This is a genomic window from Terrirhizobium terrae, assembly GCF_030323265.1.
Taxonomy (GTDB): domain Bacteria; phylum Pseudomonadota; class Alphaproteobacteria; order Rhizobiales; family Rhizobiaceae; genus Neorhizobium.
In genome coordinates this window covers 635394-658652 of the sequence record NZ_CP104992.1, presented here as the reverse complement: position 1 = coordinate 658652, position 23259 = coordinate 635394, and the positions used below count along the sequence as shown (strand labels likewise).

Annotated in this window: 20 protein-coding genes and 2 pseudogenes; 9 read left to right on the top strand and 13 right to left on the bottom strand. The window is 62.7% G+C overall.

What is annotated here, in order from left to right; all coding sequences use genetic code 11:
- Positions 1-27: 27 nt before the first annotated feature.
- From N7E02_RS11260 to N7E02_RS11235, 6 genes and pseudogenes are all read right to left on the bottom strand, one after another.
- Positions 28-1035 (bottom strand): TRAP transporter substrate-binding protein, encoded by a 1008-nt coding sequence (locus N7E02_RS11260; RefSeq protein ID WP_286581997.1) that lies wholly within the window; start codon positions 1033-1035, stop codon positions 28-30.
- A gap of 50 nt (positions 1036-1085) precedes the next feature.
- Positions 1086-2363: a TRAP transporter large permease gene (locus tag N7E02_RS11255; RefSeq protein ID WP_286581996.1), complete on the bottom strand. Its 1278-nt coding sequence runs from the start codon at positions 2361-2363 to the stop codon at positions 1086-1088.
- 1 nt (position 2364) lies between these two features.
- Complete coding sequence (locus N7E02_RS11250) at positions 2365-2898, bottom strand: TRAP transporter small permease (RefSeq protein WP_286581994.1); 534 nt, start codon at positions 2896-2898, stop codon at positions 2365-2367.
- Between the two features lie 20 nt (positions 2899-2918).
- Positions 2919-4091 (bottom strand): annotated as a pseudogene (locus N7E02_RS11245) (fumarylacetoacetate hydrolase family protein).
- Between the two features lie 136 nt (positions 4092-4227).
- On the bottom strand, positions 4228-4938 hold the full coding sequence (locus N7E02_RS11240) for a FadR/GntR family transcriptional regulator (RefSeq protein WP_286581992.1): 711 nt from the start codon (positions 4936-4938) through the stop codon (positions 4228-4230).
- A gap of 15 nt (positions 4939-4953) precedes the next feature.
- Positions 4954-6408, bottom strand: coding sequence for an FAD-binding oxidoreductase (locus N7E02_RS11235; protein WP_286581991.1), 1455 nt, complete (start codon positions 6406-6408; stop codon positions 4954-4956).
- Positions 6409-6595: 187 nt separating this feature from the next.
- Between N7E02_RS11235 and denD the strand changes: the two genes are divergently transcribed.
- The 3 genes and pseudogenes from denD to N7E02_RS11220 all read left to right on the top strand — a co-directional run bounded on the left by denD (position 6596) and on the right by N7E02_RS11220 (position 9275).
- A complete protein-coding gene (denD, locus tag N7E02_RS11230; RefSeq protein WP_286581990.1) occupies positions 6596-7579 on the top strand; it encodes a D-erythronate dehydrogenase in 984 nt (327 codons plus the stop codon).
- Positions 7576-8468: pseudogene (locus N7E02_RS11225) on the top strand (NAD(P)-dependent oxidoreductase). Before denD ends, N7E02_RS11225 begins: the two are co-directional and overlap by 4 nt.
- A 39-nt stretch (positions 8469-8507) precedes the next feature.
- Entirely contained in the window at positions 8508-9275 is a 768-nt protein-coding gene (locus N7E02_RS11220; RefSeq protein ID WP_286581989.1) for an SDR family oxidoreductase, read from the top strand.
- 6 nt (positions 9276-9281) lie between these two features.
- On the opposite strand, the gene N7E02_RS11215 is transcribed toward N7E02_RS11220, so the two are convergent.
- Positions 9282-10412 (bottom strand): M24 family metallopeptidase, encoded by a 1131-nt coding sequence (locus N7E02_RS11215; protein ID WP_286581987.1) that lies wholly within the window; start codon positions 10410-10412, stop codon positions 9282-9284.
- Positions 10413-10455: 43 nt separating this feature from the next.
- Positions 10456-11157 carry a type 1 glutamine amidotransferase gene (locus N7E02_RS11210; RefSeq protein ID WP_286581985.1) on the bottom strand — a complete coding sequence of 234 codons (702 nt, stop codon included), beginning with the start codon at positions 11155-11157 and terminating at the stop codon, positions 10456-10458.
- Positions 11158-11346: 189 nt separating this feature from the next.
- On the opposite strand from N7E02_RS11210, the gene N7E02_RS11205 reads away from it, so the two are divergent.
- Positions 11347-12111 (top strand): LamB/YcsF family protein, encoded by a 765-nt coding sequence (locus N7E02_RS11205; protein WP_286581983.1) that lies wholly within the window; start codon positions 11347-11349, stop codon positions 12109-12111.
- A 40-nt stretch (positions 12112-12151) separates the two neighbouring features.
- On the opposite strand, the gene N7E02_RS11200 is transcribed toward N7E02_RS11205, so the two are convergent.
- The 5 genes from N7E02_RS11200 to N7E02_RS11180 are packed head-to-tail and all read right to left on the bottom strand — an operon-like array spanning position 12152 to position 16788.
- Entirely contained in the window at positions 12152-13093 is a 942-nt protein-coding gene (locus tag N7E02_RS11200; protein WP_286581982.1) for a 5-oxoprolinase subunit C family protein, read from the bottom strand.
- On the bottom strand, positions 13090-13839 hold the full coding sequence (pxpB, locus tag N7E02_RS11195; RefSeq protein ID WP_286581980.1) for a 5-oxoprolinase subunit PxpB: 750 nt from the start codon (positions 13837-13839) through the stop codon (positions 13090-13092). The genes N7E02_RS11200 and pxpB overlap by 4 nt, the downstream gene beginning before the upstream one ends.
- 23 nt (positions 13840-13862) lie before the next feature.
- Complete coding sequence (locus N7E02_RS11190; RefSeq protein WP_286581979.1) at positions 13863-14816, bottom strand: NAD(P)-dependent oxidoreductase; 954 nt, start codon at positions 14814-14816, stop codon at positions 13863-13865.
- A gap of 2 nt (positions 14817-14818) precedes the next feature.
- Positions 14819-16132 carry a hydantoinase/carbamoylase family amidase gene (locus tag N7E02_RS11185; protein WP_286581978.1) on the bottom strand — a complete coding sequence of 438 codons (1314 nt, stop codon included), beginning with the start codon at positions 16130-16132 and terminating at the stop codon, positions 14819-14821.
- Entirely contained in the window at positions 16129-16788 is a 660-nt protein-coding gene (locus tag N7E02_RS11180; protein ID WP_286581977.1) for a GntR family transcriptional regulator, read from the bottom strand. The genes N7E02_RS11185 and N7E02_RS11180 overlap by 4 nt, the downstream gene beginning before the upstream one ends.
- A 230-nt stretch (positions 16789-17018) precedes the next feature.
- On the opposite strand from N7E02_RS11180, the gene N7E02_RS11175 reads away from it, so the two are divergent.
- The 5 genes from N7E02_RS11175 (at position 17019) to N7E02_RS11155 (ending at position 23257) form a co-directional block, all read left to right on the top strand.
- A complete protein-coding gene (locus tag N7E02_RS11175; protein ID WP_286583773.1) occupies positions 17019-18188 on the top strand; it encodes a M24 family metallopeptidase in 1170 nt (389 codons plus the stop codon).
- Between the two features lie 79 nt (positions 18189-18267).
- Positions 18268-19818, top strand: a complete 1551-nt coding sequence (locus tag N7E02_RS11170) for an ABC transporter substrate-binding protein (RefSeq protein ID WP_286581975.1) — start codon at positions 18268-18270, stop codon at positions 19816-19818.
- Positions 19819-19822: 4 nt separating this feature from the next.
- Positions 19823-20773, top strand: coding sequence for an ABC transporter permease (locus N7E02_RS11165; RefSeq protein ID WP_286581974.1), 951 nt, complete (start codon positions 19823-19825; stop codon positions 20771-20773).
- Positions 20766-21587, top strand: a complete 822-nt coding sequence (locus tag N7E02_RS11160) for an ABC transporter permease (protein ID WP_286581973.1) — start codon at positions 20766-20768, stop codon at positions 21585-21587. Before N7E02_RS11165 ends, N7E02_RS11160 begins: the two co-directional genes overlap by 8 nt.
- Entirely contained in the window at positions 21584-23257 is a 1674-nt protein-coding gene (locus tag N7E02_RS11155) for a dipeptide ABC transporter ATP-binding protein (RefSeq protein WP_286581971.1), read from the top strand. Before N7E02_RS11160 ends, N7E02_RS11155 begins: the two co-directional genes overlap by 4 nt.
- Positions 23258-23259 lie beyond the last annotated feature (2 nt).

The window sequence follows — 23259 nt, the reverse complement described above, 5'->3', positions numbered from 1 at the left end:
AGCATTTGTCCGAACCGCTGTTTCGGATCAGTTGCCGCGGATGGTCTTCAGTTCGGCCAGAATGCCGTCGACGACATCGGGGCCGATCTCGGCCTTGTGCTTCTCATAGACGACCATGGACTTCTCGCGGATGCGGGTCTGCTCTTCCGGCGAGAGCTGGTTCACTTCGAGGCCGGCTTCCTTGATCTTTTCCAGCGACTTCTTGTTGAGGTCGGCGATGACCTTGCGCTCGACGTCGCGGCCGACGACCGCGCATTCGCGCAGGGCCGTCTGTTCTTCCGGCGTATAGGTGTTGAAGATCGCCTTGGAGAAGAGGAAGAGGAACGGCGTGTAGGCGTGGTTCGTTTCGGTGATGTACTTCTGCACTTCGAAGAACTTCGAGGTGTCGATCGTCACATAGGGGTTTTCCTGCGCGTCGATCGCCTTGGTTTCCAGAGCCGAATAGACTTCGCCGAAGGCCATCGGCGTTGCGTTGGCGCCGAGGTTCTGGAAGGTGTCGAGGAAGATGTTGTTCTGCATGACGCGGACCTTGAGGCCCGAGAAGTCTTCCCACTTCGTCACCGGATGCTGGGAATTGGACAGGTTGCGGAACCCGTTTTCCCAATAGGCGAGATTGACGAGACCGGCAGCATCCAGCTTTTCGTTCATCGAGTCGCCGAACTTGCCGTCGAGAACCTTGTAGGCTTCGTCCGGGCTGGAGAAGAGGAACGGCAGGTCGAACACGCCGAGCGCCGGGATGATGCCGACGAGCGGCGAGGACGAGGTGACGACGGCTTCCTGGACGCCGGAACGCAGCGCCTGGGTTGCCTGAAGGTCGCCGCCGAGCGCGCCGCCCCAAAAGGCGGTGAGCTTCAGCTTGCCGCCGGACTTTTCATCCAGGCATTCCTGCATGGCCTTGATGCCGTTGCCGACCGGGTGGTCGGCGTTGATGCCGTTCGACACGCGAATATTGCGGCTGTTGAACTCGGCGAAGGCCGGAGCCGAGGCCGAGACAGCCATCGCGAGCGCAGTGGTTGCGAAAAGTAGCTTTTTCATGTTGGTCCTCCCATTGGACAGTTGAATTGAAAGAGTTGAAATGCTGGCCGTCAACGCAACCATTGCGCCGGCACGGTCACGATTTCAGGAAACGCGACGAGCAGGAGCAGAAGCAGTGTTTGAGCGAGCAGGAACGGCCCTACGCCGATCGTTACCTTGCCCAGCGGGATCCTCCCGACCCCGCTGACGACGTTGAGCACGACGCCGACCGGCGGCGTGATGAGGCCGATGCAGTTGTTCATGATGAACATCACACCGAAATAGACCGGATCGATGCCCGCCTGCTTGATGATCGGCATCAGGACAGGCGTCAGGATCAGGATCGTCGGCGTCAGGTCGAGCGCCGTGCCGACGATCAGAACGAGGATCATGATGGCAAGCATCAGGAGCTTCGGACGGTCGATCAGAGGTTCGATATAGCCGGTGATTTCTGCTGGAATATTCGCTGCCGTGATGAGCCAAGCCGAAACCAGCGCCGCGCAGACGAGGAACATGATGACCGCAGTTGTCTTCGCCGCGCGCAGGAAGACATGCGCCAGATCTGCCGGCTTCAGTTCACGGTAGATGAACATGCCGACGAAGAGGGCATAGACGGCTGCGACGACGGCTGCCTCCGTCGGGGTCACCACGCCGGCCTTGATGCCGCCGAGGATGATCACCGGCATGCCGAGCGCCCACAGAGCCTTAGCGGTCGCGTTGAGACGTTCCTTGCCGGACGCCTTTGGCAGCGGCTGGATATTGTCCTTGCGCACGACATAGAGCCAGGTGCCGACCAGCGAAATACCCATCAGCAGGCCGGGCACGATGCCGGCCATGAACAGCTGGGTGATCGAAACGTTGGCGGCCACACCGAAGACGATGAAGGCCATGGATGGCGGGATGACCGGCGCGATGATGCCGCCGGCAGCAATCAGGCCGCCGGAACGCGGAATGTTGTAACCGGCCTTCGCCATCATCGGAATAAGGATCGCGGCGAGCGCTGCCGTATCCGCAGCTGCAGATCCGGAGATCGAGGCCATGATGACGGCCGCGACGATCGCCACGATGCCGAGGCCGCCGCGGATGTGGCCGACAAGCGCGATGGCGAAATCGATGATGCGCTTCGACAGGCCGCCGGAATTCATCAATTCGCCGGCGAGGATGAAGAACGGGATGGCGAGCAGGGTGAACGTGTCGGCGCCTGCGATCATGTTCTGGGCGATGATTTGGCTGTTGAACATGCCCATGTACCACATGAGAATGACGCCGCAGAACATCAGCGAGAAGGCGACGGGTACGCCGATGGCCATGGCTCCGAGCAGGGAGCCGACAAAGACGAGCAGGGTCATGTCAGGTACGCTCCGCCATCTGTTCGATCGTCATGTTCTCGCCGGCAAAGGCGGCGATCTCGTCATCGGTGACGCGACCGGTTACGAGGCGGAAGAGACGTTCCAGCGAGATCAGCACGCAGCCCGCTCCGGTGAAGAAGCCGATGCCATAGACCCAGGCCATGGAGAGGCCGGTGACCGGAGCCGCCATGCTGGAATTGATCGGCAGCTGGATCCAGGTGCCCCAGAAGAAGATGGCGGAACACAGGATGATCGTCAGGTTCGACAGGATCATGCAGACGATGCGTCCCTTGCGACCGAAAAGAGCGACCAGGGTTTCGACACCGAGATGACCATGTTCGCGGAACGCCACGACGGCGCCGATGAAGGTCAGCCAGACGAAGAAGTAGCGTGACATTTCGTCGGAGACAGTGAGGCCCGAGTTGAAGCCGTAACGGAGTACGACATTGCCGAAAACCATCAGCGCCATACCCGCGAGCAGCAGGATAAGCAGGATCTCGAGGAACCTGTAAAATAGATCGATAACCTTTGTCATTTGCTCCTCCCTGATGCCTCCTACAGCAGCCCGCGTTGGGCCAGGTTCCTCATCAGCGCCGTTATTCCGAATGTCCATTCGGGGCAGATGTCGCTATATTCCACCCGATTGATCAGCCTCCCGAGCGTCGGGGTGGAAATTTCGACGACATCGCCGATCTCATGGGTAAAGCCCAAGCCCTTGCCGCGCCTGTCCTTGACCGGGGCGAACATGGTGCCGAGGAACAGCAATGCTCCGTCTGGATATTGATGATTGCGGTTCAGAAGCTGCGAGGCCAGGTTTTCCGGCGAGCGGCTGATCGCCTGCATGTGGCTCGAGCCGGTCATCTCGAAACCGTCCTCGCCCTTTACGGAGAGGCTGATCTCGGCGGACTTGACGTCGTCGATGGTGAACGTGCCGTCGAACAGGCGGATGAAGGGGCCGATCGAGCAGGAGGCGTTATTGTCCTTTGCCTTGCTCAGGAGCAGCGCCGAGCGGCCTTCGAAATCACGCAGGTTGACGTCGTTGCCGAGCGTCGCGCCGATGATCTCGCCCTTGGACGTGATCGCGAGCACCACTTCCGGCTCCGGATTGTTCCAGTCGGATTTCGGGTGGATGCCGACGTCGGCGCCGCAGCCGACGGACGACATGGGCTGTGCCTTGGTGAAGATTTCCGCGTCCGGGCCGATGCCGACTTCCAGATATTGCGACCACAGGCCCATGTCCTGCAGAAGGCGCTTTACTTCGGCGGCCTTTTCGGAGCCGGCGACGAGGCCCTTGAGGTTGTCGCCGAGGACCGGCGCCAGACGGCCGCGGATTTCTTGGGCGCGCAACGGGTCGCCCTTGGCCTGCTCCTCGATCACGCGTTCCAGCATGCTGTCGGCAAAGGTGACGCCTGCGGCCTTGATGGCCTGCAGGTCGGCGGGGGCAAGCAACTGCCGGCGGTGCCACTGAGGAAGTCGTCGAGGCTGCCGAGATCGGTGAAGGCAGATGTGTCGGCGAGGTTCTGGGCGAGATAGCTCATCTCCAGAAGTGCCGACAGTGTCGGCGCCAGCGTGGAGAGATCCAGAATGCGACCATTCGACAGAAGCACGGGGCAGGGGCCGCCGGCTGCTTCGGACCATACGCGACCGACCAGCAATGCGTTGGACGCATCGGCCGGCAAAATCATATCAGACGACAGCGCATGCTGATGTGCCAAGAAATCCTCCCATTTTCAGGAGAGAGCCTCCACTCTCTCCGACATTGTCAGATGTCTGACAACGTTACCACGTTTTTAGTATGACTTTTCTCGCGAGTCCAGCAGTGCCTCCGCACGGCTGTTGAAAATCGTTAGCGCTGCAACCTCGTCTACATTTCCAGCTCAAGACTGAGGCGTTGGGCTGCGCCTTCCAGATGATGCCGCATTGCGGCCTTGGCGACCAGTGGATTGCCGGTGGCGATCGCATCTCTGACCGCAACGTGTTCGGCGATCGTGGTTTCGACGATCTCCTCCAGGATGGCCGCGGCACGCGCCGCATTGATCGCGATATGGATGCGTTCCGCGATGAAGCCGACGAATTGCTGGAAGTAGTCGTTGTGGGTCGCGGCCGCGACGACCTTGTGAAAGGCGAGATCGGCGACGATGCCCTGGTCGGTCCACTTTTCGGCGCCGGTCATCAGCGCGAGAGCGTCGTCCAGCTTGGCGATGTCTTCCGGCGAATGGTGAAGGGCGGCGAGGCCCGCTGCCTCCGTCTCCAGCGCGAACCGGACCTGAAACAGGCTGCGGAATGTCGCGCGGTCGCCAAGATGGCCGGCTTCGATGCGGATCGACTGGCGGGTTTCCAACTCGGTCGCGAAGGCGCCGACGCCCTGTCGAGTTTCCACCAAGCCTTCATTGCGCAGCTGCGCGATCGCCTCGCGCACGACCGAGCGGCTGACGCCGAATGTGCTCGCCAGGATATGCTCGGTCGGCAGCTTCTGGCCCGGCCGGATGCTGCCTTCCGCGATCTGCTTGCCGATTTCCGCGGCGATGCGGATCGGCAGGTGCTCGTTTCTCTTGATCTGGGTGAAATCGGCCATGGCGGTTCCTGACGGTTATGCCGGCTCGCGAATAGCCGCGCCGAGGTCGATCTGGCAATGGGGATTGAGAAGCAGGTCCGGATCGATCGCCTTCTTGATCGCCACGAGCAGGCCGCGCTTGGTGTCCGAAAGGCGCTCTTCGAAGTCGTCTCGCTTCAAGCGGCCGATGCCGTGTTCGGCGCTGATGCTGCCCTGGTACTTGTCGACCACGATATTGACCACCTTCTTGGCCTTGTAGATGCAGTCATGGCGCTCTTCCGGCGTTGAGCCGTTAGGTGGTAACACGTTGAGATGGACATTGCCGTCGCCGACATGGCCGTAGGAGACGCTGATGCAGTCTGGCAGGGCCTCGCTGACGGCAGCTTCGGCATCCGCAACGAAGGACGCGAGCTGAGACAGCGGGACGGAGATGTCGGTGCGCATGTGGCTGCCGCGTTTCGCCTGGCCCTCGTTCATGCCTTCGCGGATGAGCCAGAGATTGCGGGCCTGCGATTGCGACGAGGCAATTGTGCCGTCGACGACCAGCCCGTCCTCCATCACACCTTCGAGGAAGCGCTGCATGAGATCGTCGATATCGACGAGGCCGGAGCCGGAGATCTCCATCAGCACGAAGGCGGGATAGTCGCCTGAGAGCGGGATCGGCAGATCCGGCATCGCTTCCTGCGCCAGTGTGAAGGCGAGCGGCGGCATGAATTCGAAGGCCGACATCAGGTCGCAGCAGTCACGCCGCGCGCGGCGGTAGAGCGTGATTGCGTCATCCAGGGAGTTCAGCGCTAGAAGCGCCGTGGCGACATTGTCGGGATAGGGCGTGAGCTTTACCGAGACGGCAGTGATGATTCCGAGTGTGCCTTCTGCGCCGATGAAGAGCTGCTTGAGATCAAGGCCGCGATTGTCCTTGCGCAGCGTCGAGAGCCCATCGAAGACGCTGCCGTCGGGCAGCACGACTTCGAGGCCGAGCACCAATTCGCGGGTCATGCCGTAACGTAGCACGTTGATGCCGCCGGCATTGGTGGAGACATTGCCGCCGATGCGGCAGCTGCCCTGCGCGCCGAGCGCCAGCGGGAAGAACATGCCTTTTTCGGCAATCGCATCCTTCAGTTCGGCAAGGATGCAGCCGGCCTCGACGACGGCGGAAAAGTCGTCGGAATCGATGTTGCGGATGCGGTTCATCCGTTCGAGGGTGAGGACGACCTGCTGTTCCGGTTCATCGGGCGTGCCGCCGAGGACGAGGCCGGTATTGCCGCCCTGCGGCACGATCGAAAGACCGAGTTCGCGGCAGGCTTTCACCGCGGCCTGCACGTCCGCCGTCGAGCGCGGCCGGATGACGGCCACTGCGCCACTGGTCACGTCGCCGTGCCAGTCCATGCAGTAGCGCAGCATGTCTTCGGCTTTGGTCAGGACCAGGTCTTCGCCCAGAATGGCGCATAGGGAAAGGCGCTGCTCCGCGATAGAGCCCGGTGCCTTGGTCATGTGTTCCTCTCCTCCCTTAGGGAGTTCCAGAACCTCCTCCGGCAATCCCCAAGACACATTCAGTGTTTGGTCTCAGCTTTTTTAGCCGATGACAAACTATCCTATTTTCAACTTGACCATACAGGGTTATCAGACAACCTTACAAGGAGATTTTCGTGGGGCATCCACGAATGTGTGGGAGGAAAACATGCATATCCTTATCATCGGTGCGGCCGGCATGGTCGGCCGCAAGCTCACTGCGCGTCTCGTTTCGGAGGGCGGGCTGCACGGCAAGCCGATCAGTGCGCTGACATTGGTCGACGTCGTCAAGCCCGATGCGCCGGCCGGGTTTTCAGGTAGCCTCGTCGCTCGCGAGACAGATTTCAGCTGCCCGGGCGAGGCCGATGTCCTGATCTCGACGCGCCCGGATGTGATCTTCCATCTCGCGGCCATCGTCTCGGGCGAAGCCGAGCTCGATTTCGAGAAGGGCTACAAGATCAATCTCGATGGCACGCGCCATCTGTTCGATGCGATCCGGATCGCCAACCAGAAGGACGGCTATTTCCCGCGGGTCGTGTTTACCTCGTCGATCGCCGTCGTCGGTGCGCCGCTGCCTTACCCGATCCCGGACGATTATCACCTGACGCCGCTGACCAGCTATGGCACGCAGAAGGCGATCAGCGAACTGCTGCTCGCCGATTATAGCCGCCGCGGCTTCTTCGACGGCATCGGTATCCGCCTGCCGACCGTCTGCATACGTCCCGGCAAGCCTAACAAGGCGGCCTCGGGCTTCTTCTCCGGCATTCTGCGCGAACCGCTCGTGGGCCAGGAAGCGATCCTGCCGGTTTCCGACGATGTGCGGCACTGGCATACGTCGCCGCGCTCGGCCGTCGGCTTCCTGATCCACGCCGCTGGTCTTGATCTCTCGAAGCTCGGCTGGCGCCGCAACCTTTCCATGCCTGGCGTCAGCGCCACCGTCGGTGAGCAGATCGAGGCACTGCGTCGCGCCGCGGGCGAAGATGCCGTCAAGCTGATCCGCCGCGAGCCGGACGAGATGATCATGAAGATGGTCGCCGGCTGGGCACCGGGCTTCGAGGCCAAGCGCGCGACCGAGCTGGGCTTCACTTCGGAGAAGAATTTCGACGAGATCATCCAGGTCCATATCGAGGATGAGCTAGGAGGCAAGCTATGACCTCTGGTGAACCATCCTCCATGCGCATTGCCGTTCTCGGTACGGGGCTCATGGGTTTGCCGATGGCCCGGCGGCTGGCAAAGGCAGGTTACGCGCTGACTGTATGGAACCGTGATGGGACCAAGGCCCGGCCGCTTGAGGCCGATGGCGCGGTTGTCGCCGTCTCGGCAGTCGAGGCGGTGCGCGATGCCGATATCGTCTTCACCATGCTGACGGACGGCAAGGCCGTTGGCGCGGTTCTGTTCGACAGTGGTGTTGTCGATGCCCTGAAAGATGGAGCCGTCATCGTCGACATGAGCTCGATCGCTCCGCCGATCGCCCGCGATCATGCGACCAGGCTTGCCGGTCGGGGGTCGCCCATGTCGATGCCCCGGTTTCCGGCGGCGTCGTCGGTGCGGAAGCCGGTACGCTGGCCATCATGGCAGGCGGTGAGGCGGATGTGGTCGAGAGGTTGAAGGATGTCTTCGCCGTGCTCGGCCGCGTCACCCATGTTGGCCCAAGCGGCGCAGGTCAGGTCTGCAAGCTTGCCAACCAGCAGATCGTTGCCGTGACGATCGGTGCGGTGGCGGAGGCGATGATATTGGTCGAGGCCGGCGGCGCGTCGCGCGAGGCTTTCCGCAGCGCGATCCGCGGCGGCTTTGCAGATAGCCGCATCCTTGAACTTCACGGCGCGCGTATGGTCGAGCGGCGGTTCGAGCCCGGAGGCTCGTCCCAGAACCAGTTGAAGGACCTGAATGCAGTGATGGCGCTTGCCGAGCAGCTGTCGCTCCAACTGCCGCTGACCAGCGCGGTGACGCAGGAATATACGGATTTCGTCGCCAAGGGCGGAGGTGTGAAGGACCATAGCGGCCTTCTGCTTCATCTCGAGGATCTCAATCCCAAGGCGTGAATGCCGTTTCACATCGCAAGGCAATGATCGGGAGAAAACATGAGCCAGCAGCTTTTCAGCCTTGAAGGACGCACCGCCCTTATCACCGGTTCTTCTCGTGGACTCGGCAAGGCGATTGCCCAGGGTCTCGGTGAGGCGGGCGCCGCCCTCGTCATCAACGGGGTCGATCCGCAACGCTGCGAGGCAACGGCCGCCGAACTCCGCTCGCTGGGCTTCAAAGCAACGGCTCTTGCCTTCGACGTGACCGACGAGGCTTCGGTGGTCGCGGCCATCGCCAGGCTCGATGCCGAGGGCATCGAGGTCGATATTCTTGTCAACAATGCCGGCATCCAGCTGCGTAAGCCACTGGTGGAACTGACGAGTGCCGAATGGCACAAGGTGATCGACACCAACCTTACGAGCGCTTTCCTCGTCGCACGGGAGGTCGCCAAGCGGATGCTGCCGCGCGGTCGCGGCAAGATCATCAATATCGGCTCGCTGATGAGCGGTCTCGCGCGTCCGTCGATCGCGCCCTATACGGCGGCCAAGGGCGGTATCAAGCTTCTGACCCAGTCGATGACGGCGGAATGGGCGCCGCACGGCATCCAGACCAATGCGATCGGCCCCGGCTACATGCTGACCGACATGAACCAGGCGTTGATCGAGAACAAGGAGTTCAACGACTGGGTGATCGGCCGCACGCCTGCACGCCGCTGGGGCGATGCGAAGGATCTGGTCGGCGCGGCCGTATTCCTGTCCTCGCCTGCATCCGATTATGTCAGCGGCCAGATCATCTATGTCGACGGCGGCATGGCCGCCGTCGTCTGATCGACCTTACTTGACGAAGAGTTGGCGCGGGAAGTTCGTCAGCTTTTCGTAGCCCGTCTCGGTGATCGTGATCGTTTCCGACATGCCGAAGCCGCGGGCGAGCACATAGGTGTGGAAGGTCTGGCCGGGTTCGAAGACCCAGGTGCTGTTCTCTGCCGATTCCAGCGGCTCGCCGCCATTCGGCTGCAGCAGCAGGCCGACGGAATAGAAGGTCTTGTTCGTGTAGGTTTCCCGTAGCCCCGCCGACAGTACGCCGTCGCGGTAGATCGCATCAGGCACGCGCACCGAAACGCCGGGCTTGACCTCACGGATCGCCGCATCCTGGATGGCGATCAGCTGCTCGACCACTTTGTAATCGTCGTCCTGTACCGGCCCGACCCGGATCGGGCGCATGAAGCGGGCGTGGTAGTGCTTGACGTTCGGCGTCGTCTCGATCTGCACGATGTCGCCAGCTTCCAGAATGCGGTCGGAATAGCCGCCATGCAGATGGAAGGCGCGCTCGCCCGACGACATGACGCCCGGGCCCGGCAAGTCGGAGCCGGCGCGGATCATCGCGGCGCAGACTTCGGCGGCCATTTCGCGTTCGGCGACGCCGACGCCGGCCGAATCGATCGCCGCCTGCATGCCGGCTTCGGCGGCTCTCGCGGCGCGACGCTGGTAGGCGATTTCGGCGGGCGACTTGATGAGGCGCATCTGCGGCGTCATCAGGCTTTCGTCCTGCCAGACGATGCCGGGCAGCGCCGATTTCAGGTATTCGTAGCGGCCCGCCGACAGCGGCCAGGCGGAGAGTTCGATGCCGAGCTTCGCGCTCTTGCCGATGCGGCTTTCGATCGCAGAGGCGGCGACCGCCATGCGGTCGTCACTATCCGTCCACATCACCCGGTCGGAAAAGACGCAGGTGCTGTCGAGATAATATTCCTCGACATCGCGGCAGAACAGGGTCGGCTCGCCTTCGGCCGGGATGATGGCGAATTGCAGCGTGCCATAGGCGCGGGTGAAATAGCCGGTCAGCCAGGTGACGGTTTCCGGCAGGAAGGCGACGAGGCCGTCGAGTTCTTTCTTCTTCAGTTCGGCCTGGACGCGGGACAGGCGGGAAAGGAATTCTTCGCGTTCGAACCAGTAGGCAGGCGTTACCATCGTCATTCCTCGATCGGGATGTGCTTGAAATCGGCCTTGGGGATCAGGCGTTCTGGACCAGTTCGGCAAAGCGGGTCAGCATGGTCTTGGCTTCGGATGCCTCATGCGCCTGCGCTTTCAGGTCGTCGATATTGGCGCCGTCCTTTTCCATCCGCTCGCGGTTTTCCTCGAACCAGATGACGGCCTGCGCCTTGGTGACTTCCGGGTGGCCTTGGATGCCCCAGATATCCTTGTCCTTGTAACGCCAGACCTGGTTCGGGCAGTCGTCGGAATAGGCAAGGATGGTCATGTCCGGATGGTCGGCCTTCACCTCGTCATTGTGCCAGACGAACATATAGGCGCTGTCGACGAGATCGCGGCAGAGCTTGTCGGTCTTCGCCGCTTCCGTCAGCGGCAGATCCTTGTAGCCGATCTCGCAGGAGGTGCGGCGGAACACCTGATCGCGGCCGCAGAGCGCGGAGCCTAGGATCTGGCTGCCGAAGCAGATGCCGAGCATGGGGATTTCCATCTCGGCCGCCTCGCGGATCAGGTCATGTTCGCGCAGGATGAAGGGCACATCCTCATAGGCGCCGTGGGGGCTGCCGGAGAGAAAGATGCCGTCATAGCCTTTCAGCGAGGAGGGAAACTGGCCGTCGAAGGCCCAATGGCGATCGACCTGCAGACCCCAGGTCTCGAAGCGTTCGTCGAGCTTGGCAATCGACTGAAACTTGCGGCCGTTGCCGAGATAAAGAAGGCGTCCCGCCATGTCATTCCCCGTTTTCAAATTCTGCGCACCATTGGTATACCAGTGGTCTTCATGGTGCAATCGGGAATTCGTGGCATTCTGGCGCCGGTCTAGCTCTTTGCTTTTACGCAATTCCGGACGCAAAACCGGGTCCCACTTTTGCTGGAATTGCTCTATGCATCTGTCCGACAAGGCTAAAAGGGATGAAACATGCGCGTCGACCTCAATTCGGATCTCGGTGAGGGCTTTGGCCCGTGGACGATGGGCGATGACGCCGCGATGCTGGATATCGTCAGTACCGCCAACATTGCCTGCGGCTTCCATGCCGGCGATCCCGACATCATGCGCGCCACCGTGCGGTTGGCGAAGGAACGCGGCGTCGCGTTCGGTGCCCATCCCGGCTACAACGACCTGATCGGCTTCGGCCGCCGACGCGTGCCGGGCCTCAGCCTTGCCGAGATCGAATCGCTGGTCGCCTATCAGGTCGGCGCCATGGCGGCGATCGCCGCACTCGAAGGTCATCCGATGACCCATGTGAAGACCCATGGGGCGCTCGGCAACGTCTCGGCGGATGACGATGCAACGGCACTTGCCGTCGGCCGGGCGATCAAGGCGGTCGACCCGAAGCTCGCCTTCATGGTGATGCCGGGCACGGCGACGGCACGCGCCGCTGAGACGCTGGGCCTGACGCCGATCAACGAGATCTATGCGGACCGCACCTATGCCGACAATTTCAACCTGTCGCCGCGCTCCGAGCCGGGGTCGGTGATCCACGACAGCGATGTTCTCGTTGAGCGCGTCATCGCCATGGTTTCCGAAGGATGCCTGACCTCCACCTCCGGCAAGCGGCTGGAAGTGCCGATCGGCTCGATCTGCGTGCATGGCGATACGCCCGGCGCCGTTTCCATGGCGCGGCAGTTGCGTGCAGCGCTGGAAAAGGCCGGCTGGACGATCGGGTCGTCCCTGCAAGCTTAACAGGGAGGGCAGGCCCGATCATGGTCGGGCCTGATCCAGATCAGCGGGTCTTGCGCAGGTCGCCGATCACGGCGGCGAGACGTTCCTGGGCGCTGATGTAAAGCTCTTCCGCCATGTCCGCTGAAATCGCCCGGAACATGAAGCGGCTGCCGGCCGGCATCTGGGCAAGGCGCGTCAGATCGGAGGAGATTACCGTCGCGATCTTCGGATAACCGCCCGTCGTCTGGCCATCGGCAGTGAGCACGATTGGCTTGCCCGATCCGGGCACCTGGATGGAACCGAGCACGGTCGCGTCCGAGACGATATCGTTGCCCTTGAAGGCTTCCGTCTTCGGCCCATCCAGCACCATTGCCATCCGGTCGCGCGACTGGGTCACGGTGAATGGCTGCGTCAGGAAGGCGCGCCAGGCGTTGTCGTCGAAATAGCCGTCCTGCGGGCCGGGCACGATCTGGATCGGGCCGGAGCCGCGCAAGTAAGGCGTGCCGAGTGTGCGGGGCGAGAATTTGCTGGCCGATCCGATCGGCAATGTGTCGCCGGTCGCAAGTGCTTTGCCGTCCACCCCGCCGACGCCGGTTCTCAGATGCGTCGAGCGGCTGCCGAGCACCGGTGCGATGGTGATGCCGCCGGAGATCGCGACGTAGCCCCAGACCGAACCCTGCAGGGCACCGACGGAAAGGGTTTCGCCGGCCCTGAGAACATGGCTTTCCCAGGCCGAGACCGGTCTGCCGCCGATTTCGATCGAACAGGCGCCACCTGTCACGGCGACCAGAACGTCCCGCTCTGCAGAAAAGCTGCCGCCCATCAGGGCGAATTCGATTGCTGCTGCTTCCGGGTCGTTGCCGACCAGGGCATTGGCGATTGCATGGGCGTCGCGGTCGACGGCGCCGGAGGTCGAGACGCCGCGGGAGCGATAGCCGTAGCGGCCGCCGTCCTGCACGGTCATCAGCGGGCCATGCTTGAGAATGGTGAGGAGAGCGGTCATTCGGCGATCTCCTTCAGTTCGGCGGTTCCGGCCGCGACTTTTCCGTCCAGGTCCTTCGCCTCGTCGGCATCGATGCCACGGAAGCGGATGCGATCTCCGGCTTTCACCAGGAAGGGTTCCGGTCGGGCGGCGTCGAACAGCTTGAACGGCGTGCGGCCAAGAAAACGCCAGCCGCTCGGGCCGGGCACGGAATTGATGCTCGACTGGCGTCCGCCGATGCCGATCGCGCCGGCCTCGATGCGCTGGCGCGGCACCGAAAGCCGCGGCGTATGCAGGATCTCCGGCAGGCCGCCGAGATAGGCGAAGCCCGGCGCAAACCCGATCATGTAGACGCGGTATTCGGCCGACGCATGCATGGCGATCACATCGGCCACGCTCATGTTCTTCATCTCGGCCAGTTCATCGAGATCGGCCTGATGCTCGCCACCGTACAAGACCGGGAATTCCAACAGCCGGCCGGTTTGCTCGACTGATCCGCTGCGCGTTGCACGCCGCATGAGTTCTTCGACAAGCGGCGCGCCACGCACCTTGCGCGGATCGTAGATCACCGTCAGCGAGCGGTAGGTCGGGATGGTTTCCAAGATGCCCTCGATCGGCTCCGCTTTAAGGGAGGCATCGAGCGACAGGACTTCGAGGTTCGCGGCCTCGCAGATCGCATCGGAAAACTCGATGCCGATGGCGCGGTCGCCGCAGCGGAGAATACGGGGATAGGAAATCTCTTTGCCGGATTGGGGCTTGAGGGGCATGACTTCAATCTACCATTTCGCGATCAGATCCCGGCCGATGGAATCTCGCCGATCGCACGCAAATGCGCCAGTACCTTGCCGGCGACCTGAAGGCCAGTCTTTTCCAGCGCCTCTTCCGTCGATCCGCCGATATGGGGCGTGAGTACAAGATTGGGGCATTCGAGAAGCGGATTGCCGGCGATAATCGGCTCCACCGTCAGGACGTCGAGGCCTGCGCCGGCGATGGTTCCATCTCTCAAAGCGGTCGCAAGGGCCTTCTCGTCTATGAGGGCGCCGCGGGCGGTGTTGATCAAAAAGCCGTTCGGGCCGATCAGCGCCAGCCGGCGTGCATCGATGACAGGCGTTGCGTCCGGAATGCCGTGGAGCGAGACGATGTCTGCCCATTCGCAGAGGCTGTCAACATCGGGCATGAGCGCGATACCCTGCGCTGCCAGTTCCTCGGCCGGTGTGAAGCGGGAGACGGTGGCGACCTCCATGCCGAAGGCCTTGGCAATGCGGGCAACCAGTTTGGCGATATGACCATAGCCGAGCAGCCCGAGACGGCGGCCGGAAAGTTCGAAGGTCTTGTGCTGCTGGCGAAACTGATTGTTGCCGGTGCGCGATGCCTGATCGGCGGCGACCAGCGAGCGGGTGCAGGCGAGCATGAGGCCGATCGCGAGTTCCGCAACCGACTGTGCGTTGGCGCCCGGCGTGTTGGCAAGCGGGATGTCGCGCGCGGCAAGCGAGGGCTTGTGCACCTTGTCGGTGCCGGTGCCGTGTACGCCGACAATCCTGAGTTCAGGCGCGGCGGCGATTTCCTCAGCCGATAGGCCGTGATTGCGGGTGATCACCGCTTTGGCGGTGGCGAGGTAGGGTTCAAGGTCGGCGAGGGCGGTGGATGCCGCGATGTGGACCGCAAGGCCTGCCTCTTCCAGAAGCCGAACGGCGCTCGGCGCAATCGGCTGGACGATCAGGCAGTCGCAGCGGTCCCCGGTCATTTTCAGGCCTTTAGCGGCGGGTCGAGGCAGAGTGCCGAGACAAGGCGTGCCGCCTCGGCAAAGTCGTCGATGCCCATGTGTTCGTCGGGGTTGTGGCTGCCATTGGCGTTGCGGATGAAGACCATGCCGGTCGGCACGCCGGCATCGGCAAAGACCGCCGCGTCGTGGCCGGCGCCGCAGGCCATGGTCTCAGCCTCGATGCCCTGTTCCCCGGCGAAATCGGACAGCGCCTGCACGATCGCGTCGTCCATCTTCGCCGACTTGCTGTCGGTCAGGCGACCGAGTTCGAATTTGACCCGATGCGCGGTCTCGATGCGGGCGACGGTTTGCGAGACGATCGTCTGCATGCGGGCCAGCGTCTCCGGTTCCTGGCTGCGGACATCGAGCGAGAAGCCGAGTTTGCCGGCGATCTTGCTGAAGGCGGCTTCGGACGGATCGGTGGCGAACTGGCCGAAGGTGACGACCAGATCGGCGCCCTCCGCCTGCAGTTCATCCCAGGCCTTGTCCAATTCGGTCACGAGCGCCGAGGCGGCGCGCACTGCATCGCTGCGATATTCGCGCGGCGTGGCACCGGAATGGGCGTAGACGCCGACGCATTTCGCTTCACGGTAGCGGAACGAGCCGCGAATGCCGGTGACGATGCCGACCGGGATCTGTCTCTCGATCAGGACCGGTCCCTGTTCGATATGCGGTTCGATGAACATGGCGATATCGGCCGGGTCGAGATAGGATTTGCCGGAACGCAGGAATTCCGTGTCGCCGCCGGCCGCGTCGATCGCGTTGCCGAGCGAGATCTGGTCCGAGGAGCGTTTTACCTGATCGAGTTCCTTTGACGTCAGGCGGCCGAATGCTGCGCGGCTGCCAATATAGGAGGCGCCGAACCAGGTGCTTTCCTCGGCGCGGATCGCCATGACGGTGATGTCGCGCGGCGGGCGAATTCCGGCGCGGACATAGCCTGAGATCACCGAAAGGCCGAGAAGCACGCCGGCGGCGCCATCGAAATTGCCGCCCATGGGCACGGAATCGAGATGAGAGCCGATGAAGATGCCGGGGCCGTCCTCGCGGCCCTTCAGCGTCATGTAGAGATTGCAGCCCGGATCGGTCTTCACCTCAAGCCCGAGCTTGCGGGCCTCGCGGCGCACCATGTCATGGGCAATCTGTTCGCCAAGGCCATAGGAGGTGCGGGTGATGCCGCGATTGGTGCCGGTGCGGCGCTTCAACTCGTCGAACAGCCGCTCGGCCAGCTGGATATCCACCGGGGCTGCGTTGCTGAGCGCAGACGGGGTCGTCCGGGCGCTTTCTGCCAAACCTGTCATGCGCGGGTCAGTCTCCCGATAATGCTGTCTCTAACGTGATCCAGATGCTGGCGCATGGCCTGGGCAGCGTCTTCGCCGCGCCCCTCGCGCAATGCGCCGACGATGTCGAGATGCTCGCGGCAGGTGGTTTCGAACCGTTCCGGCATGCTTCTGAGGTCGAAGATCTGCGTCTGGCGGCGCAGCGTGCGGATGATCTGGGCAAGCTGCGGATTGCCGGCCGCGTCGCCGATGCCGCCATGCAAGCGGTCGTCAACATCGCGGACGGAGCCACGGTCGGGCTTTCCTTCGCCATCTTCCGGGTTGCCGAGCAGGCTTTTCAGGTCGGCCTCTAGCTCGTCCAGTGCGGCGGTCGGCATGCGACCGGCGGCAAGCCGCGCCGCTTCCGGCTCCAGCAACTGGCGTATCTGCAGCGCGTCCATGTAATCCTCGATGCGCATCTGCTTGACCTGCAGGCCCCGGCTGCCCTGTCGGATCAGCAGGCCTTCGCCTTCGAGCATCAGGAGCGCGTCGCGGATCGGCGTGCGCGACATGTTCAATGTATCGGCCAGGCGGCGCTCGGTCACCATGGCGCCGGGCTGGGCTGCACCGGAAAGGATCAGGTTCAATATCTGTTCGTAGGCCTGCAGCGCCAGCCGCTTATCGGTTTCAATCAGCATAAATATCCTGTCCCTCCCATGCGGAGACGGCTTCAAATACCTGTCTGGTGCCACACGCTTTGGCAGTTGTCACCAAAATGTACGTCCAGCGGCTGTGCATCGTCCCTTGTGCGCCTCCCAGTGCACCGGAATTTTTGTATTCCGCTGGTTGACGACTGGTATACCAAATCATAATGTCATGCAACAACGAGCTTTGACGATCTTGTCGAAAGGACCTTCGCGTGAGTGCAATGCCGCAACCGAACCTTCCTTTTTCCCGGGAAGAGCATCTGCAGCGTCAGGATAAGCTGCGGGCGGAACTGTCGGCTCGGGGCGTCGAGGCAATGCTCGTCTTCGCCCAGGAAAGCATGTATTGGCTGACCGGCTACGACACCGGTGGCTATGTCTATTATCAGTGCCTCGTGGTGCCGACCGATGGTCGCCAGCCGGTGCTTCTCACCCGTCGCCCGGATCTCGTACAGGCGAAGCAAACCAGCATCATCGAAGATATCCGCATCTGGTGGGATGCCGAGGACGCCAATCCGGCAGCCGACCTAAAGGTCATCCTCGAAGAGCTAGGCCTCGGCGGCAAGAAGATCGCGATCGAGCTCAATACTCACGGCCTGACCGGCTGGAACCTCTATCGCACGCAGCAGACGATCGGTGACTGGTGCCAGCTTGAGGATGATCGCCACCTGATCCGCTGGCTGCGCGTCTGTAAGTCGCCGGCCGAGATCGAATATACCCGCAAGGCCGCCCGTATCCTCGATACGTCGCTGAATGCCGTCATCGCTGCTGCCAAGCCCGGCATTCTCGACAGTGACCTGAAGGCCGTCTACCTGACGTCGATCCTGGGGCAGGGTGCCGACATGCCGCCGAACGCGCCGCTGTTCAATTCCGGTCCGCGTGCCGTTTATGGCCGCGGCGTTTCCGATCCGCGCCGGCTAGAAGAGCAGGACCAGATCCTCGTTGAATATCCGGTCGCCTATCGCCGCTACAACGTGAAGACTGAATGGACGATCCTGTTCGGCCAGGCCTCCGATGCGCATCGTAAGATGTACGATGTCGGCATGGAGACATTGAGGAAAATGACAGAGATCGCCCGTCCGGGCACGACGCTCGGCGAGATCTTCGACGTCTATGCCGACGGTCTCGACAAGGGCGGCTATAAACGTGCCCGCTATGGCGCCACCGGCTATTCGGTGGGCTGCACCTTCGCGCCGACCAGCATGGACGTGCCGCCGATGATCTATTCCGGCAATCCGACCGTCTGCCAGCCGGGCATGACGCTGTTCTATCACGTGATGAACGGCGATGCCGATACGGGCCTGGCGATGGGCGTAGGCCACACGCTGCTCGTCACCGACGGTGCGCCCGAAGTGCTGACCGGCCTGCCGGACGAACTCACGGTGATCCGCTGACGAACACAAAATTCCGCCGGGAAAATCATAAAAACAATGCCGCCCGGCTCTCTGTCGAACCAACTTTCTAGAGGGCAAAATGACGACTTTCATGATTTCCCGCCGCACCATGGTCATGGGCCTGGCTGCAACGGCACTTATCCCCGGCATCAACATCACCGACGCGCTGGCGGCTGACACGCCGAAAGCCGGCGGCACGCTGAAGATCAGCCACTCGACGCGCATCGCGACGCTGAACGTGCTGAACTGCTCCGGCCCGGCCGAATATCCGGTCGTCGACATGCTCTATTCGGGCCTGACCCGCATGGGTCCTGACAACAAGCCGATGGCGGATCTCGCCGAGCGCTGGGAAGGCAGTGAAGACGCCAAGACCTTCACCTTCTATCTGCGCCAGGGCATCGTCTTCCACGACGGCACGCCCTGCACGGCCGACGACGTCGTCGCCACCTTCCAGGCGATCCTCAATCCCGACATTCCGGCGGCCGCCCGTTCCGTCCTCAACATGATCGAGAAGATCGAGGCTGTAGATCCGTCGACCGTCAAGTTCACGCTGAAGGCACCGTTCGCCGACCTGCCGATCTCGACGGCCCATGCCAATGCGCGCATCCTGTCGAAGGCCGCTCTTTCCGGCCCGCGCGAAAAGCTCGACACGACGGCTAATGGTACCGGCCCGTTCAAGCTCGAGACCTATGACAGCGCCCGCATGGTGCGCCTCGTCAAGAACGAGAACTATTTCATCAAGGGCAAGCCGCATCTCGACGCCGTCGAAATGATGCTCTTCCCCGATCTCGCCGCCGAAAGCGCCAACTTCCTCTCTGGCGCAGTCGATGTCATGCTGGTCGTTCAGCAGGCCGATTTCCAGCGCATCGCCGATGCGACCGGCATTACTGCACAGCGCATCCCGTCCGGCCGTTTCGTCAACATCACCATGCGCCAGGACCAGAAGCCCTTCGATGACGTGCGCGTCCGCAAGGCGCTCGCCATGTCCGTCGATCGTCAGATGATGGTCGATATCGTGCTGGAAGGCCTCGGCCGCCCGGCATACGACAATCTCGTGTCGCCGGAATTCCCTTACGCGATCGACACGCCGGAAATCGCCTATGATCCGGAAGGCGCTAAGAAGCTGCTCGCCGAGGCCGGTTATCCGGATGGCATCAAGATCAAGCTAGTCGCATCCAACCGCCCGGCCATCCGTGCCCAGGTCGCGATCGCGCTGAAGCAGATGGCGCTGCCCGCTGGCTTCGACATCGAAGTCGAAACCATGCCGCACGACACCTACCTCGCCAATGTGTGGATGAAGGGGCAGTTCTACATGGGCTATTGGGGCATGCAGGCGACCGAGGACGCGACGTTCAACCTGCTGCTCACTTCCAACGCATCCTACGAGGACACAGCCTGGAAGAATGCCGATTTCGACAAGCTCGTTTCCGATGCTCGCGCGACCGTTGATCCTGCAAAGCGCAAGGAGCTCTACGCCAAGGCGCAGCAGCTGCAGCTCGACGAGACGCCTTACATCGTGCCGATCTTCGAAGACATCCTGACCGCCAGCGGCAAGGGCTCCGAGGATTGGACGATCGCGCCTCTGTCCCGCTACTACTATATCGAAAACGTCTGGCTGAATAAGGCCTGATCGCATGAGCCGGGGATATCTCATCCGCCGCTTGCTGGCCGTCTTTCTGGTGCTGGCAATCGTAACCTTCGCCGTGTTTGCCATCACGACGATGCTGCCGGGCAATGCGGCGATCATGATCCTGGGGGAATATGCCACCCCGGACGCGGTCGCTGCACTCGAAAAGCAGCTCAATCTGGATCAGCCCTGGTACACGCAATACTTGAGCTGGGTCGGCGGCATTCTGCACGGCGACTTCGGCACTTCGCTTCGCCTCTCCTTGCCGGTAACCCAGGTCGTCGGCGAGGCATTCGCGAATTCCGCCATGCTGGCGCTGACGGCGCTCGTCGTCGTCACGCTGACGGCCATTCCGCTCGGCGCGCTAGCTGCCATCAAGCGCGGCACGGCGATGGATCTCGGGCTCGGACTGTTCAGCTATCTCGGCACGGCGCTGCCGGAATTCGTCACCGCGACGCTGCTTCTCGTCTTCTTTGCAGCCCCGCAGCAGGGCATTTTCCCGGCCGGCGGTTTCGTGGCTCCGTGGGAAAGTCTCACAGGCTTCGGCGCCCATGTGGTGCTGCCTGCGGCAACGCTCGGGCTGGTGCTGATGGCCCACGTCGCGCGTCAGGTCCGTTCCGAAATGTCGGAAGTGCTCTCTTCCGATTACATCCGTGCTGCGCGCCTGAAGGGCCTCAGCGAAAAGCGGGTCATCCGCCGGCATGCGCTGCCGAATTCGCTGGCGCCGGCTGTCGCCGTCATCTCGCTCGATATCGGCTATCTGCTCGGCGGCATCATCGTCGTCGAGGAAATCTTCGCCTGGCCGGGCCTCGGTCGTCTTCTGATCTATGCGCTGGAAAACCGCGACCTTCCCGTCATCCAGGCCGTGACCCTGCTTCTCGCGACGGTCTATGCCCTGTCCAACCTAATGTCGGACATCGTCATCGCTCTGCTCGATCCGAGGGTGCGCTATGCGTAATTTCTTCTCCACCCCCACTGCCATCGTCGGCACGGCGCTCCTGTCGATCGTCTGTTTCGCGGCAATCTTCGGTCCCTTCATCGCTCCTTACGATCCGCAAGCCTTCGATGCGCTCAACCGTCTGCAGGGGCCGTCCATGGCCCATTGGCTCGGCACCGACCAGTTCGGCCGCGACCTTCTGTCCCGCATCCTGACCGGCGCGCCTTCGACCGTCGCCTTCGGTGTCGGTGCCACGGTCGTCGGCGTCGGCATCGGCTCGATCATCGGCGTCGTCGCCGGTGTCTCCGGCGGCTGGATCGACTCGACGATCATGCGCATCCTCGACGGCCTGCTGGCCGTGCCGGACCTGCTGTTCACGCTGCTGATCGTCACCATTCTCGGCGGCGGCATGGAGCACGCCATGCTCGCCGTCTCGATCGCCTTCGCTCCAGGCATGGCCCGCATTTCGCGCAGTGCCGTCCTCTCGGTTCGTACCCGCGACTATGTCCGGGCAGCCGTCGCCCGTGGCGAATCCGGTTTCTACATCGTCGGTGCGGAAGTGCTGCCCAATGCGCTGAGCCCGATCGTCGTCGAAGCGACCATCCGCGTTTCCTTCGCCATCATGATCGGTGCGACGCTCGGCTTCCTGGGCCTCGGCGCCCAGCCGCCGAGCACGGAATGGGGGCTGATGGTGGCCGAAGCCCGCCAGTTCATGTTCCGCAATCCCTGGTGCGTTGCCGTTCCCGGCCTTTCGATCGCGATTGCCGCCCTCGGCTTCAACCTTTTCGGCGACGCCCTGCGTGACAGCCTCGACCCCAAGAGGAGCCACGCATGACAGCGCAGAGCCTGATCAAGGACGCTCCCATCGCCGCCGTCGAAAAGCCGGCCCTGTCGATCATCGACTATTCGCTTTCCTACAAGACCGCCAACGGTCTCATTCCGGCGCTGCAGAACATCGACCTGACGATCCCGAAGGGCAAGACGGTCGGGCTGGTCGGCGAATCCGGCTCCGGCAAGTCGTCCATGGCCTGGTCGATCATGCGCTACCTGCCGCCGAATGCGGTGGAGAAGGGCGGCGCGATCCGCCTCGCCGGCGAGGAACTGCTCGACTACACGCCGTTCCAGATGATGGATATTCGTGGCCGGCGCATGTCGATGGTCTTCCAGGATCCGTCGAACTCGCTCAACCCGACGATCCGGCTCGGCGAACAGATCGCCGAAGTGCTGATGCGCCATCGCGGCCTGACCAAGGCGCAGGCCTGGGTCGAGGCGGAAGCGGCACTCGCCCGCACCGGCATCACCCGTCCGAAGGAAATGCTGCAGCGGTTTCCGCATGAGGCATCCGGCGGCGAGAAGCAGCGCGTGGTGATCGCCACCGCCTTTGCCTGCGAGCCCGAACTGATCATCTTCGACGAGCCTACGACGGCGCTCGACATCCTGACCGCACGGCAGATCCTCGATCTGTTCAATCAGCTGCGCGACGAGACGAATGTCTCGGCGCTCTACATTTCCCATGACCTCGGCCTCGTTTCGCGCGTCGTCGACGAAGTGAATGTCCTGCACAAGGGCGTCATCGTCGAGCGTGGCGCGGTCGATGAGGTGTTCCGCAAACCTTCGGCGCCCTATACACGCCAGCTTATCGGCGCGGTGCCCAATCCGGACCGCTGGATCGGCGCGGACGCACCGGCCGAGCCGCAGACGCTCGTCAAGCTCGACAGGATCGGCGTCCATTACGGCGCGCCGTCGAGGATCCAGAAGATGTTCTGGCCGGAAGATGCCGACAAGGTCGGCTTCTGGGGCGCCAAGGATGTCGAGTTCGAGGTCCGCAAGGGCGAGCTTCTCGGCGTGGTCGGTGAAAGCGGGTCGGGCAAGTCGACCATCGCCAAGGTTCTCGCCGGCCTTCAGGATTTCGAGGGCAATCTCCATTTCGACGGCAAGAATGTCGCGAGCCGCAAGGCGATCGACCGCGCCTATCGCCGCCGCGTGCAGATCGTTTTCCAGCATCCCGACGCATCGCTCAATCCGCGCCAGAAGATCGGCAAGATCCTCTCACGGCCGCTGAAGCTCTACGGCGTCGTGCCCCGCGACCAGATCAAGGCGCGCATCGCCGAGCTTCTGGAGATGGTTCGGCTGCCGGCGGAATTCGCCGATCGCTATCCGCACGAACTCTCCGGCGGTCAGAAGCAGCGCGTGGCAATCGCCCGCGCCTTCGCGGCCGAGCCGGAACTCGTCATCTGCGATGAGGTGACAGCGGCGCTCGACGTTTCCGTCCAGGCGGCGGTTGCCGAACTGCTGGTGAAGCTGCAGAAGGATACGGGGGCGGCCTGCGTGTTCATCACCCATGACCTCAACCTCATCCGCCAGCTGGCGCATCGCATCGCCGTTATGCACCACGGCAGGCTGGTCGACTTCTTCGATCGTGCGGACGCCCGGTCGGATGATCGCGATGCCTATACCAAGGCGCTTCTCGATGCGGTGCCGGTCCACGCGGCGCCACAGGAATAGGC

What these genes read in the sequence shown, in the direction of transcription:
- N7E02_RS11205 (WP_286581983.1), top strand. Translation starts at nt 11,347, where the DNA reads ATGCGCGTCGACCTCAATTCGGATCTCGGTGAGGGCTTTGGCCCGTGG.
- N7E02_RS11240 (WP_286581992.1), bottom strand. Translation starts at nt 4,938, where the DNA reads ATGGCCGATTTCACCCAGATCAAGAGAAACGAGCACCTGCCGATCCGC.
- N7E02_RS11155 (WP_286581971.1), top strand. Translation starts at nt 21,584, where the DNA reads ATGACAGCGCAGAGCCTGATCAAGGACGCTCCCATCGCCGCCGTCGAA.
- N7E02_RS11165 (WP_286581974.1), top strand. Translation starts at nt 19,823, where the DNA reads ATGAGCCGGGGATATCTCATCCGCCGCTTGCTGGCCGTCTTTCTGGTG.
- N7E02_RS11255 (WP_286581996.1), bottom strand. Translation starts at nt 2,363, where the DNA reads ATGACCCTGCTCGTCTTTGTCGGCTCCCTGCTCGGAGCCATGGCCATC.
- N7E02_RS11160 (WP_286581973.1), top strand. Translation starts at nt 20,766, where the DNA reads ATGCGTAATTTCTTCTCCACCCCCACTGCCATCGTCGGCACGGCGCTC.
- N7E02_RS11200 (WP_286581982.1), bottom strand. Translation starts at nt 13,093, where the DNA reads ATGACCGCTCTCCTCACCATTCTCAAGCATGGCCCGCTGATGACCGTG.
- N7E02_RS11260 (WP_286581997.1), bottom strand. Translation starts at nt 1,035, where the DNA reads ATGAAAAAGCTACTTTTCGCAACCACTGCGCTCGCGATGGCTGTCTCG.
- N7E02_RS11180 (WP_286581977.1), bottom strand. Translation starts at nt 16,788, where the DNA reads ATGCTGATTGAAACCGATAAGCGGCTGGCGCTGCAGGCCTACGAACAG.
- N7E02_RS11175 (WP_286583773.1), top strand. Translation starts at nt 17,019, where the DNA reads ATGCCGCAACCGAACCTTCCTTTTTCCCGGGAAGAGCATCTGCAGCGT.
- pxpB (WP_286581980.1), bottom strand. Translation starts at nt 13,839, where the DNA reads ATGCCCCTCAAGCCCCAATCCGGCAAAGAGATTTCCTATCCCCGTATT.
- N7E02_RS11210 (WP_286581985.1), bottom strand. Translation starts at nt 11,157, where the DNA reads ATGGCGGGACGCCTTCTTTATCTCGGCAACGGCCGCAAGTTTCAGTCG.
- denD (WP_286581990.1), top strand. Translation starts at nt 6,596, where the DNA reads ATGCATATCCTTATCATCGGTGCGGCCGGCATGGTCGGCCGCAAGCTC.
- N7E02_RS11250 (WP_286581994.1), bottom strand. Translation starts at nt 2,898, where the DNA reads ATGACAAAGGTTATCGATCTATTTTACAGGTTCCTCGAGATCCTGCTT.
- N7E02_RS11190 (WP_286581979.1), bottom strand. Translation starts at nt 14,816, where the DNA reads ATGACCGGGGACCGCTGCGACTGCCTGATCGTCCAGCCGATTGCGCCG.
- N7E02_RS11235 (WP_286581991.1), bottom strand. Translation starts at nt 6,408, where the DNA reads ATGACCAAGGCACCGGGCTCTATCGCGGAGCAGCGCCTTTCCCTATGC.
- N7E02_RS11215 (WP_286581987.1), bottom strand. Translation starts at nt 10,412, where the DNA reads ATGGTAACGCCTGCCTACTGGTTCGAACGCGAAGAATTCCTTTCCCGC.
- N7E02_RS11220 (WP_286581989.1), top strand. Translation starts at nt 8,508, where the DNA reads ATGAGCCAGCAGCTTTTCAGCCTTGAAGGACGCACCGCCCTTATCACC.
- N7E02_RS11170 (WP_286581975.1), top strand. Translation starts at nt 18,268, where the DNA reads ATGACGACTTTCATGATTTCCCGCCGCACCATGGTCATGGGCCTGGCT.
- N7E02_RS11185 (WP_286581978.1), bottom strand. Translation starts at nt 16,132, where the DNA reads ATGACAGGTTTGGCAGAAAGCGCCCGGACGACCCCGTCTGCGCTCAGC.